17 protein-coding genes and 1 tRNA gene are annotated in these 13856 nt (G+C 34.6%); 13 read left to right on the top strand and 5 right to left on the bottom strand.

The annotated features are described in order from the left end of the window. Positions 1-84: 84 nt before the first annotated feature. From VQL36_RS13405 to VQL36_RS13375, 7 genes are all read left to right on the top strand, one after another. Positions 85-1086 (top strand): Gfo/Idh/MocA family oxidoreductase, encoded by a 1002-nt coding sequence (locus VQL36_RS13405; RefSeq protein WP_349251179.1) that lies wholly within the window; start codon positions 85-87, stop codon positions 1084-1086. 24 nt (positions 1087-1110) lie between these two features. Next, a complete protein-coding gene (locus tag VQL36_RS13400) occupies positions 1111-1935 on the top strand; it encodes an alpha/beta hydrolase family protein (protein ID WP_349249808.1) in 825 nt (274 codons plus the stop codon). A gap of 85 nt (positions 1936-2020) precedes the next feature. Further along, positions 2021-2096 (top strand) — tRNA-Val (locus VQL36_RS13395). A 564-nt stretch (positions 2097-2660) separates the two neighbouring features. Next, positions 2661-3194 (top strand): hypothetical protein, encoded by a 534-nt coding sequence (locus tag VQL36_RS13390; RefSeq protein WP_349249807.1) that lies wholly within the window; start codon positions 2661-2663, stop codon positions 3192-3194. Positions 3195-3512: 318 nt separating this feature from the next. Continuing rightward, complete coding sequence (locus VQL36_RS13385; protein WP_349249806.1) at positions 3513-4202, top strand: site-specific DNA-methyltransferase; 690 nt, start codon at positions 3513-3515, stop codon at positions 4200-4202. Between the two features lie 155 nt (positions 4203-4357). Then, the gene (locus VQL36_RS13380; protein ID WP_349249805.1) at positions 4358-4696 is read left to right on the top strand and encodes a hypothetical protein; all 339 of its coding nucleotides are present in this window, start codon (positions 4358-4360) and stop codon (positions 4694-4696) included. 47 nt (positions 4697-4743) lie between these two features. Beyond that, a complete protein-coding gene (locus VQL36_RS13375) occupies positions 4744-4932 on the top strand; it encodes a helix-turn-helix domain-containing protein (RefSeq protein WP_349249804.1) in 189 nt (62 codons plus the stop codon). A gap of 601 nt (positions 4933-5533) precedes the next feature. Here VQL36_RS13375 and VQL36_RS13370 read toward each other — a convergent pair. From VQL36_RS13370 to VQL36_RS13350, 5 genes are all read right to left on the bottom strand, one after another. Continuing rightward, a complete protein-coding gene (locus VQL36_RS13370; RefSeq protein WP_349249803.1) occupies positions 5534-5743 on the bottom strand; it encodes a hypothetical protein in 210 nt (69 codons plus the stop codon). A gap of 104 nt (positions 5744-5847) precedes the next feature. Then, positions 5848-6021, bottom strand: a complete 174-nt coding sequence (locus VQL36_RS13365) for an HNH endonuclease signature motif containing protein (protein WP_349251178.1) — start codon at positions 6019-6021, stop codon at positions 5848-5850. Between the two features lie 987 nt (positions 6022-7008). Then, the gene (locus tag VQL36_RS13360) at positions 7009-7158 is read right to left on the bottom strand and encodes a hypothetical protein (protein WP_349249802.1); all 150 of its coding nucleotides are present in this window, start codon (positions 7156-7158) and stop codon (positions 7009-7011) included. A gap of 487 nt (positions 7159-7645) precedes the next feature. Beyond that, positions 7646-7789, bottom strand: a complete 144-nt coding sequence (locus VQL36_RS13355; RefSeq protein WP_349249801.1) for a hypothetical protein — start codon at positions 7787-7789, stop codon at positions 7646-7648. A 215-nt stretch (positions 7790-8004) separates the two neighbouring features. Then, a complete protein-coding gene (locus VQL36_RS13350) occupies positions 8005-8142 on the bottom strand; it encodes a hypothetical protein (RefSeq protein WP_349249800.1) in 138 nt (45 codons plus the stop codon). A gap of 750 nt (positions 8143-8892) precedes the next feature. Here VQL36_RS13350 and VQL36_RS13345 point away from each other — a divergent pair. From VQL36_RS13345 to VQL36_RS13320, 6 genes are all read left to right on the top strand, one after another. After that, positions 8893-9024: a hypothetical protein gene (locus VQL36_RS13345; RefSeq protein WP_349249799.1), complete on the top strand. Its 132-nt coding sequence runs from the start codon at positions 8893-8895 to the stop codon at positions 9022-9024. A gap of 78 nt (positions 9025-9102) precedes the next feature. Further along, positions 9103-9228, top strand: coding sequence for a class III lanthipeptide (locus VQL36_RS13340; RefSeq protein ID WP_349249798.1), 126 nt, complete (start codon positions 9103-9105; stop codon positions 9226-9228). A gap of 56 nt (positions 9229-9284) precedes the next feature. Beyond that, entirely contained in the window at positions 9285-9566 is a 282-nt protein-coding gene (locus tag VQL36_RS13335; protein WP_349249797.1) for a hypothetical protein, read from the top strand. A gap of 126 nt (positions 9567-9692) precedes the next feature. After that, positions 9693-9968: a hypothetical protein gene (locus VQL36_RS13330; protein WP_349249796.1), complete on the top strand. Its 276-nt coding sequence runs from the start codon at positions 9693-9695 to the stop codon at positions 9966-9968. Between the two features lie 774 nt (positions 9969-10742). Next, a complete protein-coding gene (locus tag VQL36_RS13325) occupies positions 10743-13538 on the top strand; it encodes a peptidase G2 autoproteolytic cleavage domain-containing protein (protein WP_349249795.1) in 2796 nt (931 codons plus the stop codon). An 87-nt stretch (positions 13539-13625) separates the two neighbouring features. Then, positions 13626-13748, top strand: coding sequence for a hypothetical protein (locus VQL36_RS13320; RefSeq protein ID WP_349249794.1), 123 nt, complete (start codon positions 13626-13628; stop codon positions 13746-13748). Positions 13749-13856: the final 108 nt, after the last annotated feature.

The raw sequence follows: 13856 nt of genomic DNA, 5'->3' as shown, positions 1-13856 counted from the left end.
AAAGCATATTTATGAATGAAGTTTTTTTTAATATACAGAAAATAAGGTTATTATTCAAGAAAATTGAATTTAGGAGTGAACATTATACAAAGTAGAAAAATGAAATGGGGAATTTTGGGTTGTGCAAATATAGCTATAAACTCAGTTATACCTGGCATAAAAGAATCAAAAATGAATGAAGTGGTTGCTATTGCAAGTCGAGGGAAAGAAAAGGCTTTAAAAGTAGCATTAGAATTGAACATACCAAGAGCATATGGAGATTATGAGGAATTGTTAGCTGATCCAGACATTGAGTCAGTATACATTCCACTTCCAAACCATTTACATAAAGAGTGGACGATCAAAGCAGCACAAGCTGGTAAACATGTATTATGCGAAAAACCAATAGCACTAAATGAAAATGAAGCTATTGAAATGATTGAAGCTTGTGAGAAGGCTAACGTTTATTTAGCTGAAGCATTTATGTATCGTTATCATCCACGTTATAAACAGTTAAAAGAGATGATTAAATCAGGTGAAATTGGTGAAATACGTGGAATACATAGTGCATTTACGTTTAATAATGCAGAGGATATGGAAAACGTTAGATACAAACAACATATGGGAGGTGGTTCATTATATGATGTAGGATGTTATCCAATTAGTGCTGCAAGATTTATTTTAGAGAATGAACCAGAGGCTGTGACTACGCATGCTTTTTTCTCTTCTCATCATGATCAAGTTGATATGATGGCATCTGCTTTGATCGAATTCCCGAATCAAGTATCACTAACTTTTGACTGTGGGATGTGGGCAGAATTTAGAAATAGTTTAGAGGTTGTAGGTTCTGACGGAAAAATTGAAGTGCCAAGTGCATTTATTACAATGGATGGAAAGAATCATTTTATAGTTACAAAAAAAGGTGATTCCAAAGTAATCGAGGTACCTGAAGTAAATCAATATACGTTGCAAGCAGATCATTTTGCACAAAGTATATTTCAAAATCAACCTCTACCTTTTCAACCTAAGGATGCGTATCATAATATGAAGGTAGTCTCAGCTTGCATTGAGTCTGCAAAAAATCGAAAGAGGATTGAATTAGTTTAATATCAACAAAAGGAGGGGTATATATTGTCTATCCCATTTCAAATTAGAATGGAAGAAAATAGGTTATTAAGAGGGAATGTTTATGTCTCCAAAAATCCTTCAAAGGGGACTCTCATTGTTTGCCATGGTTTTAAAGGTTTTAAAGATTGGGGCATGTTTTCTTATATTGGAAAAGCATTAGCAGATAATCTGGATGTAGTTACATTCAATTTCTCCTACAATGGAGTTGGTGAGAATCTACTTGATTTTACGGAATTAGATAAATTTGCACAAAATACATATGCAAGAGAATTAGAGGATCTAGACATAATAGTGGATGCTGTTCAAAATAGTAAGCTCCCTATAGAGGTGAATTCATCTTTTCTTTATTTATTAGGTCACAGTAGAGGAGCGGGAGTATGTTTGATATATAGCTTTGATCATCCTGAAGCAGTTCAAGCAGTAGTCAGCTGGAATGGAATTACAAACGTAGATTTATTCACCAGAGAGCAGAAAGAGGAAATGAAACAAACAGGAAGTTCTTTTGTTTATAATGCGCGCACGAAGCAGCAAATGCCTTTAAATGTAGAAATACTGGATGACATGGAAGAGAATAAAGATAAGTATAATATTCTTGAAAGAGCGAAATCTTCGAGAACTCCTATTGTTCTTATTCAAGGTACAAAGGATCATGATCGATTAATTAAAGGGTCTCAACAATTGGTCCAAAATAATCCTGATATCAAGTGGATTCATATTTTAGAAGGGAATCATACATTTAATGCTGTTCATCCTTTTCAAGGAACAACTAAACCATTGGAGCAAGCTATTTTAGAAACAAAAAAATTTATTAATGACATCATAGATTAGTTTTTAATATTTAATGATTGACCTTTTCATTCATCCTTGGTAGTATGAATATACTAAATATTTGCAAAAGCATTTAACTATAAATGACCTGATAGCTCAGCAGGGAGAGCGCCATCTTGACAGGGTGGAGGTCACAGGTTCGAACCCTGTTCAGGTCACCATAATAAAAACGCCCAAACCCCTTGATACACAAGGGGTTTTTCTTTTGTTTGGGAATTGTAGTTTTGATGTGAAATTGCGATTTTTCACTTTTTGGGCAACTTTTGGACAACTTTATATTTTTGGCAAACTTTATTATTAAAACTTCATTTTGCGTTAAAGAAAGCATTTCCGAAAGTCTCCGCAGTCTCTTGTTGCATGTTTGGCATAATATGAGCGTATTTATCAATCATTCGTACACTAGACCAACCCAAGCGTTCAGGGTGAAATAGGAGTAAAGTATTAATACATTAATATATTCCTCAAAGGGTTGAACTATAACCCGAATAGCGGGGCATTTTTTAAATGTATCCACTATTCGGGTTTCTATGTTTTAAGAAATCAGTATTGTAAACAGAAGAATTAAATAAATATACAATGGAATAAAAATTGTCTTGCACCTGTGGTTCAATAATAAAAACATTTATTATCCGATTAATTCCTTTTATAGAGACTACTTTGTGTTTTTCTTATTAATTATGCATACTATTCATATAGAAAGAAAAATTTTTAGGGGGAGATTAAAATTGAAAAAGAAATTAATATTTTTATTTATTGGCTTAGCTATTGTTGGCTTTTTTCTTTTTCTTCAAAAAAATTGGGAACTCATGCAATATAAGTACGGTTTTATAAAACCATTAATTTATTATAAAGAAGACCCCCGACCACGGGCAGAGTTATTAACTATTCAACTTAAAGAACACAATTTAAAAGACATAAATATTAAACTAACTGACCTATATTATTCCCCTGATACAAACCGACTCCATTTTGGATTTTGGTATAATAAATGGTCTTTTAATAATGATAGTATTGATTTAGGTGTGTTTCATTTTAATTTAGTTGATGATCAAGGTAAAACATATTCTAAAAACAATAATTTTTCTGTAGAAGGGGTTTATGAAATATTTGAATATATTGGAATTGATGATATTGACCTTTATGGAATTGATACATTAAGGATGTATATACATCCTTTAGATTTTAAAAGTGGTACTATAAATATTCTTGATTCAATAAAAGAAATAAAAATATATGATAAAAACGAAGATAAACTTTGAATATTGTTATTATAAATCATGTTAAGATTGTAGTCTTATGTTAGTTAAAATTTAATGTAAAATACAGAGCGTTGATCTAACGATCGACGCTTTTTTTATCCGTAATCCTCTAATCTTACTGACGAATGTTTACGCTGCTTCATTATGAGTAAAGCGAAGAAGAGATTGAAATCGAAGCTGTTTCGCAAATGTTTGGTGAATACAAATGAAGCAAGCGGAAAATAGATGTGAAAAAATATTAGGTAGTTTAGAACTAAATCGAATCTATCAAATGGATTGTTTGGAAGGGATGAAACTAATTCCTGATAAATTTTAGATATGGTTTTATGTGATTTACCTTATGGAACAACTCAAAATAAGTGGGATTCTATAATTGATTTAGAGTTAATGTGGAAGCAATACTTACGAATTATTAAGGATAATGGAGCAATTATACTTACAGCTCAAACTCCTTTTGATAAAGTTTTAGGTATGAGTAATCTCAAAATGTTGAAGTATGAATGGATATGGCAGAAAGATGCTGGAACAGGTTTTTTAAATGCTAAAAAGATGCCTCTAAAAGATCATGAAAATATTTTAGTATTTTATAAAAAATCACCAACATATAATCCTCAAATGACCGAGGGTAAATCATATATAGTGAAGAAATCACATCATGGTAGTAACTATGGTAAAGATAGTGTTGATGAGGTTGTTACAAAAAACGAAGGGTTCAGATATCCTAAAACTGTCCAAAAGTTTTCGAGAGACAAAAGTAAATACCATCCAACACAAAAACCAATATCGTTATTTGAATACTTAATTAAAACTTACACCAATGAAAATGATGTAGTTTTAGATAATTGCATAGGTTCAGGAACCACAGCAATTGCTTGTTTGAAAACAAATCGTAAATTTATAGGTTTTGAAATGGAACCAAAATACGTTGAAATAGCGAATCAACGCTTAGAAAATGTTTATGATGAAATTGCTGAAGCTAAATTGACAACTGGAAATAAAGATCGGTAATTGATCGTAAATTGAAATGACGTTTTTCTTTCGGAAGGCATCCTTTCCTTATAAGGGGTGAAATTATTAGAAAATTATTCGAAAAATTATTACCTCGTGAATTTAACGGTCAAATATGGGTTTCGATTATAGAACGCTTTAGCGGACAATGTGCGTTGACCAATTCGAAAAACTTCACGGTTGATCATTTTATTCCTGTTTCGTGGGGACATGGCGGCTTAACGATTGGAAATGTATATCCGTTAGATTCAAATTTGAATAGTTGTAAACGTGACAAAAACCCATTCGTTTGGTTCGAAGAAAATCGTGAGAAGATTAACGAAGAACGTTGGAATTCACTTGTTTCGTATATAGCAGAACAAAATGATTTAACGGTTGAAGAACTTCGTGAGTTTACATTTTGGTGTGATTCGAATAAACGATCAATCGAACAAGTTAAAGCCGATCAAAGAAATTCGAAAGAAATTTGGCGTAAAGCGTCACAAAACGTATGATTTCAACAACACATTCCCTTGTAAGCATAAAGAAAGGGGAGAATTTAATGAATGGAAAAATAAACATTGAAAAATATCCAGAAGTTTTGACACCTAAACACATACAGGAGATTTTAGATATTGGTGAACGTCAAACTTATGAGTTGCTACTTTCAAAACCATTCCACTATGTAAGGGTTGGGAGAATGTATAAAATATCAAGAGAAACCTTTTTTAAATGGTTGAACGGAAGTTAAATCGAGTGAGGGAAACCTCGCTTTTTTTTATTGCCTTTTTGGACAAGTTTTTGGACAACTTTTATAGTTAAATAGGGTAAATTAGGGGAGGAATAAATGTTCCTATAATCCCTAAAACCTTTGATATTAAAGGGTTTAGGTTGATGGAGGAAGGTACTGAAAACTGCATCCAGAATCTTGACAGGGTGGAGGTCACAGGTTCGAACCCTGTTCAGGTCACCATCATTTAAACGTTCAACCCCCTTGTGTATCAAGGTTTTTTTTGTTAGTGAATATTAAGTGATGACTGGATTTTATCTGAGTTTTGATAAATTGGGGACGAATTGGGGATGGTTTTTTCTGGAGAAAATTTATCAAACTTACCTGCGGTTCTTTTCTCACTTTTTTTGTGACATGGGCATATATATCAGCAGTTGTTTGATATCGTGAATGTCCAAGACGTTCCTGTATTGCTTTTAATAAAGAGTCTACTTTTTCACCGCTTTCATCTTAAGATTTAATACTTATTTTATTTATAAATTATTCTCTGTTTACAAAAAAAGCACCTGATTATTTATTTCATTTTTATATAACTCTACTGTACTTCTATACCTAATATTATCTAATGCATAGAAAGAGTAGAAAGCAGGGTAAAAGCAATGATCCATACCATTATTACAAAAGATATTGTTAACCAGAATGTGTTAGCGGTAGTAGATTCGTCTTTCTTTACTTTTTTTATTATTGCTACAAGATTAAGACAAAATATAATTGCTAAAATTGGCACTAAAAAAGCATTAAGGTATTCATATACTATTAAAGAAAAAAACATACTTTCACCTCCACAAAATCTTTACATTAGCCTCACTAATATTATCTCGCTAATTCTAATTTCTATCCATATTCATTTTTCTCAACCTTCCTTAAAAACTACACCTATCCTATTTTTGCTGTCTTCTTATTATGACAGCTATGACATAACGATTGTAGATTAATTAGGTCTAACCTCAATGACCAATCCTCTTTAATCGGTGTAATGTGATCCACCATATCAGATCTTGTAATCTTTTTTTGTTTTAAGCAATGCTGACATAGATGACGATCTCTTATTAAGGCTTGTTGTCTTACTTGTTTCCATTCTTTACTTTGATAGAATGTTTTACTTTCCTTATCTCTTACATACTTATCATAGTATTGGTTGGTATTTTTCTTGTGTTCATCGCAATAGGGTTCTCTTGATAGTGTTGAACTAATGTACTAATCAACTGACCTTCCCTTTCCTATGATACAAGTACACATTTTTCATAGAATAAAACCCCACTATAAATAGTAAGGTTTCCGTAGAAGGATTCTATGAGTGCGTAATAGTTCTACCTTATATTCTATGTTTAAACCCTTCATTTTGGTATAGACAAGTGAATTGATTGTTTGAAAATGTGCTATATACCATTTCAAATATAAGTTCGTATAGGATAAATGATATTTAATTCCAATCTCTTCACCCTCCTTAACATTAAAAAACCCTGCTGTTAAAATAAGCAGAGCTTTAAATTTGCTATATTCTATTCACATGCTCATGAAGTTCTCCGTTAGTGGAGATGCTTCACTGAGGTGCCTGCATAAGTGGTGGTTCAATTGGAAAAGGAATTTTTACAGCACATCATTGTATTATACATACCCCACGGTAAAATACATCACAGTGTACTAAAGGATTATAGGTTTTAATTGAAGCTAATAATATTATTACAAGTAATATAAATAAAACCAAAACTATAACTGCTCCCATAAAAACCCTTCCCTTCTATATTTGATGTACTATATACTATGTAAGGAAAATCTAAACTGCTTGGGTTAATGCTCTGATACAAGCGCACATTTTTCATAGTTTAAAACCCCACTATATAAATAGTGAGGTTTCCGTAGAAGGATTCTATGAGTGCGTAATAGTTCTACCTTATATTCTATGTTTAAACCCTTCATTTTGGTATAGACAAATGACTTGCTTGTTTGAAAATGTGCTATTTTACCATCTCAAACTAAAAAGGACCGTAAAAGGGTCCTTGGGTTAAAAATATTGAATAATTCCAATTTATACTATTACATGTATTCTGAAATCGGAAAGAAAAATTCAGTCACCATAGGAGCTGTAGTATATCTCGAATGTCCACTTGCAGCAACTAAAATGATAACTAAAAGAATAAATAGTACTAGAACAATTCCTGCTGCAGAACCATTGTGTCCACTCATGTTAACCCCTCCTTTCTATAATTGATGTACTATATAATATGAAAGGAAATTCTACTTTAATTGGACGTGTATCCTAGGGTAAGTACACATTTTTCATAGATTAAAACCCCACTATATAAATAGTGAGGGTTTTCCGTTGAGGGATTCTATGAGTGCTTTATAGTCGCTGCCAATATATTTTATGTTAAAACGATATACTTTGGTATAGACAGGTGACTTGCTTGTTTGAAAATGTGCTATTATACCATTTAAAACTCATACGTTCTATCTACCTTCCTTAACAAACAAAAAGGACCGCAAAAGGTCCCTGAGTTAAAAAATATTGAATGATATTTAATTCCAATCTATCTACTCTCCTTAACATGAAAGAACCCTATAGGTAGTCTTTTTTTTAATTGTCTATTCCATAGGGTACACTATAAACTGAGCAGGGACTTTATACTTTTTATATTAATTTTTAATGGAAATAGATATAACTGTCTCCTCATCAAAAAATAATTTCTGCTTTGTGTGGCTCACCTATCACTGTGTTAGGATCTTGTCGTAAAGATGAATAACTACCTCTTCTTCTTGAAGATAAAAGAATAATAACTAAAAGTATAAATAATACTAATACAATAGCTGCTCCCATAAAAATCCCTCCTTCCTATATATGTTGTACTATATACTATGAAAGGAAAATCTATTTTGTCTGGACTGGTATCCTAGGGCAAGTACACATTTTTCATAGTTTAAAACCCCACTATAAATAGTGAAGTTATCTTAAGCCAATCCATTAAATCATATCTCAACCTTGATCAACCTTGAGCGATAAGTCACGTCCCCATGTAGCAACTAAAATAATAACTATAAGAATGGACCCACTATCGCCGCCGGCTGTCCGAGAGGTGTCCCGACTAACCAACTAGCAATTAAAATAATAACTAAAAGAATGAAGAGCACTAATACAATAGCTGCACCAGTAGCAGAACTATGTCCACTCATGTTAACCCCTCCTTTCAAAATAATGTACTATATACTATGAAAATTAAATCTACTTTGTCTGCACTGGTGTCCTAGGGCTAGTACACCCTCAACACATCTGCAAGTTGCCATAACAAGATAATAACTAACAGAATAAATAGTACTAATACAATTGCAGCTCCACTACCAGAGCGTCTTCCATAATCACTCATTAATATCACCCTCCTTTATATTTTGGAATAGTACATAAATATGTTTAGAATATCTACTTTGATTGGACGTGTATCCTAGGGTAAGTACACATTTTTCATAGTTTTAAACCCCACTATATAAATAGTGAGGTTTACATCTTATAGAAAGTGGTATTCTGTTTTTTTTGAAATAGTTCTAGTGTTATTTATACTCTTAATCCATCATATGTTTTTATAAGTGTTTGGATTGGGCGTTTGTATTGTATTTATTAAATTGTGCTCTTGTCAGGGGTAAAGAATATAGTACAGAAATAAAGATACAGATGTTAAATAAAGATAATATACATATTTGTATATTGCAGGTAGAAATTATGAGTATGTTTATAATCAATTACAATTTTGTCAGGTCAATTCGATTTATTTAAAAATATTGAATTTTAAAAATATTGTATGATTATCTAGAATAGTTGGCGCCAATACATTCAAAATAACAACAATAAGAAAGCAGCCTTTATTGGCTGCTGAAGGACCAAAATAAAAATTAATACTATATAATTACCAAATTAGGTGAGGTGAGATTATGAATCAAGTTCTAGCTCTTCAACAATTGGAAGCAAAGAAAAAAAGTGAAATGAATCTGATGTGTAGTTGTAGTGGTGTAGATACAGCTACCAACTTGGTGAACATAAGGCCTAATGTAGAAAGAAAGTAGATGTATTTTTATCTTGATTAGAAATATAAAAACCGTTAACTATTGAGGCAGAATTTGAAATGAAAAGAGGTGATTCTATTGAATCAGGTACTAGCTCTTCAACAATTAGAGTCAAAGAAAGATAGCGAAATCAATAGGATGATTAGCCCCGTAGCTGCAACCACAGGTGTTGATATTTGGACCAATCTCATCATTGGAAAATAAGTAATGGTAAGGAAAAATGATTGGTGACCTATAAAAATCATATTAGGGGAAATTAAATGAAAAAAGTAGCTTTTTTTATTTTAATTATTTCATTATTTATTTTACCACTTAATGCATTCGCAGAAACAACATCAATACATACACACAACTGGAAATCTATAAAAATAGACACAAAATGTGGTGCAGACTATTATTTTATTGATGTATTTCAAATATCTTGGGATAAGTATATTCATTATTATGATGATGATGGTATTTTTCTTTATGAGAGATTTGATAAACACGTAGAAGATAAAATTGAATTAAAACGTGTAGATCGCTGTTTTTTCCCAGAATAATTGTTAATTCTTTGGTTGTTGTCTATTCCCACTAGTTTAGCTTAATGCTAGTGGGATTTTTTTGTTTTGCATCAAACATACTATTTCTTATATAAAAGAACAAATATTCCATAAGGGGTGAGGAAAATGAAAGGGAACAAAGTAACTACAGTAACTAAATTTGATACCCAATTAAAACAAATTAAACTAGAGTTTGAGAGTGAATATGAGTGGATTAAGTTTGATGATATCGTGGGGGGGTTCGTGATGCTTACCGATCTTGAACGAAAGGTATTACAAATTTTGTATAACTTTTCTCATTCAAAACGTAGAATGCCAACCATTCCTGAACTAGAAATTAAAACAGGTAAGGACGACAAAACAGTCCGTTCAGTATTAAACGGACTTGGTTATATATACTAGGGATTATGATTCACCGTTTAAAAATATCCAAGTTAGTAGGTTTTATAATTGAATATCATTCTATCTCTTTTATGAAACTAAGCTGAAAAGTACAGTGTAACAAGGATTTTGACAAATCAATTCAGTTGACAAAAATGTTGACGAATTGTTGACGGATTCAGTCGATTTCTATATTTTCTATTACATTCTATGGAATTATGAAACTCGAAAACCCTTGATATTAATGGATCTATGTCTTTAATATGTTTATATATAATGGTCTTAGTCATCTTGACAGGGTGGAGGTCACAGGTTCGAACCCTGTTCAGGTCACCATAATTAAAACGTCCAAACCCCTTGATATATAAGTGGTTTTTGTTTTGTTTGGAAAATAATATTATGGTATGAAAATGTAATTTTTGTAACCGAAATAAAAGGAAAAAGTCTTTTTCATGGTCTATTTATATTTAAAGCCGAAGGGGTAGCGATTGAGAAAGATTTAAAAAACTTAAATGTGTTGGCGAATATCATCGACATTTTTGAAAGTCGAATAAATAATTTTTAAACGATGTCAGATAACATTTGGTGTCAAGTTCTACCGTAAAACGATTACTATAAAGTGTGTGAATTGTTTTACAGTCAATGGGTACAAATAATCAATTTTCATAGGTAGATACCTTTTTTTAATAGGTTATAGGTAGTAATCCATACGTTATACAATTCACTTCATATAGTAGATTAAGGATTTAAATGTAATCTTACTTTATATTAAAAAACTATAAGGAAGTGAAATAAATGGATAGAAAAAGTTGTAACCGTGAAGAAACGGGAGAATGCGCCACAGCGTTGGGTAGAAATACGATAGCGAGTGGTGACAACTCTTGTGCTGAAGGTAGAAGTACACGATCAAGTGGGGAGAATTCTCATTCCGAGGGAAGAGATACAATGTCAAGCGGAGACGCTTCACATTCAGAGGGGAGAAATACAAATGCGAGTGGTGATGCTTCCCACACAGAAGGACGAAATACCACATCCAGTGGCGATGCTTCCCATGCGGAAGGAAAAGACACCGTAGCACAAGGGGATAATTCTCATGCTGAAGGAGAAGGAACTCAAGCGATTGGAACAGCTTCCCATGCGGAAGGAGCAAGCTCAAAAGCAAAGGGGCTTCAATCCCACGCCGAAGGAGATTGTACAACGGCGGCTGGAGAATTCTCTCACGCAGAGGGAACTAAAACGAATGCAGAAGGGGAAGCTTCTCACTCGGAAGGAAGAAATACCACCTCAAGTGGAGATTATGCGCATGCTCAAAACAGAGATACCGTAGCACAAGGGGATAATTCTACCGCGGAAGGGTTAGGTTCTCTTGCCAGAGGGTTGAATAGTCATGCGGAAGGATATATCACCCAGGCGGATGGAGAAAACGCGCATGCGGAAGGTAGGAACACGAAAGCAACAGGAGATAATTCCCATGCCGAAGGAATTGACACACTTGCTCAAGGAGATCGATCTCATGCGGAAGGAGAGGGAACGACAGCAACAGGAATAGGTGCTCATGCGGAGGGAACAGCTACAGTTGCCTCAGGTGAACAAGCTCATGCGGAAGGAAGAAGTACAGTGGCTTCTGGAGACTTTTCTCATGCGGAAGGAATACGTTCGGAAGCATTTGGAAATAGATCTCATGCCGAAGGAGATAGTACACTAACAGTGGGAACTGCTTCTCATGCGGAGGGTTTTTTTACTAGAACAGTTGGAGACTTTTCTCATTCGGAAGGAATATTTACGGATGCTATTGGGGAAAGGTCCCATGCGGAAGGGGATACAACAAGATCCGAGGGAAGAACTTCTCATGCGGAAGGACTTGCTACTATAGCATCTGGAGACTTTTCTCATGCCGAAGGAGCATTCACAGAAGCAATTGGAGATCGATCCCATACGGAAGGATTTGCTACTATAGCATCTGGAGACTTTTCTCATTCGGAAGGAATACGTTCGGAAGCAAATGGAAATAGATCCCATGCCGAAGGGGATACAGCAATAGCTGATGGAACAACTTCTCATGCGGAAGGAGCTTCTACTAGAGCATCTGGAGACTTTTCTCATGCGGAAGGGGTATTCTCGCAAGCTCTTGGGGAAAGGTCCCATGCGGAAGGAGATCAATCAAGAGCCGTGGGAAGAGTTTCTCATGCGGAAGGAGCTTCTACTATAGCATCTGGAGACTTTTCTCATTCGGAAGGAACATTCACAGAAGCATTAGGAGATAGTTCCCACGCAGAAGGATTTCGGACACAAGCGAATGGTCTACGTTCCCACGCTGAAGGGTCTCTTACACAAGCAAATGGCGTACACTCCCATGCCGAAGGAACAAATACAACAGCCGAGGGTGGATCTTCTCATGCCGAAGGAACAGGAACGATGGCAGTAGGTGCAGACTCACATGCGGAAGGATTTCAAACAGAAGCTATAGGATTAACGTCCCATAGCGAAGGATTTGTTACAGAAGCATTGGGTTTGTTTTCTCACGCTGAAGGGAGTATTTCTCAAGCCATAGGTGATTTCGGTTCTCATGCCGAAGGAGATACAACAATAGCCAGTGGAGATGCGTCCCACGCTGAAGGTCTTGCAACCCAAGCGAGAGGAGATTGTTCTCACGCGGAAGGAAATGGAACAAGAACGGAAGGATTAGCGTCTCATGCGGAAGGTTGTAATACGGTAGCTTTAGATGATTGTTCTCACGCAGAAGGAGATGGTACTAGAGCTGAAGGCTTTGCCTCTCATGCGGAAGGTTGTAATACGGTAGCTTTAGATGATTGTTCTCACGCAGAAGGAGATGGTACTAGAGCTGAAGGCTTTGCCTCTCATGCGGAAGGTTGTAATACGATTGCTTCAGGTGAATGTTCCCATGCGGAAGGAAACGGAACAGATACAAATAATAGAGTGAATGCGCATATTATGGGACGATCAGGTCAAGCGGTTGAAGATAACTCTTGGCATTTAGTGAATGATACCTTGATGGCTCTGATAAACGGCAATACAGGGGATGCCTGTTTTGCAGGTAAAATTACTTCGGGTAGAGGCTGTGATTTCGCTGAATTGTTTGAAACGTTGGATGGTAAACCTATTGATGTCGGATATTTTGTTACAACAAAAGGAGATAAAATAAGGAAAGCTACAGATGGAGATGATTATATCTTAGGTGTAACCAGTGCTGTTCCGGCTGTTTTAGCAGGTTCCGGGTACGAATGGAATAAGAGATATTTGACAGATAAGTGGGATCGTGTGTTATACGAAGAAGTCACCATTCCAGCGGAAAAAGATGAGAAAGGTAACATCATTTTACCTGAGAGAATCGAAAAAAGACAAAAGCTAAATCCAGAATATGATCCAGACAAACAATACATTCCAAGATTAGAAAGACCAGAATGGGTGGCTGTTGGATTAACTGGACAATTATTAGTTAGAGATGACGGTACATGTGAAGTAGATGGATATTGTCAACCGAACGCTGACGGTATTGCTACAAGAGCTCATAGTGGTTATCGAGTATTAAAACGAACAGATGAAGATCAAATTTTAATTATTGTAAAATAACATCAAATGAGAGGTGCGTAATGGCAAGCAGAGAGAAATTAAGAGAAGAATTATCAGAAGTCATGGCTCGAGAAAAGGACAGAAAGAATGAAAGAAGCGAATGTGAGTAAAGAATGTATAGAAAAGAGACGTAAGCGAATAGATGAGCTCATTCAAAGGGTGGAAGAGCTAAGTGAACAGTCATTAAAAAGATTACAAGATAGACTTTGATTTATAAATTATAAGGTTAGCTTTAAACAAGAGAGATTGGAAATGACTCCATTCTCTTTTTTTTTTATTGTATGTGTCCCTCACCCTTTCGGAACAACACCTTCGGTT

The sequence above is a fragment of the Chengkuizengella sp. SCS-71B genome, from assembly GCF_040100845.1.
Classification (GTDB): domain Bacteria; phylum Bacillota; class Bacilli; order Paenibacillales; family KCTC-33759; genus Chengkuizengella.
This window is presented reverse-complemented; position numbering and strand designations above follow the sequence as displayed.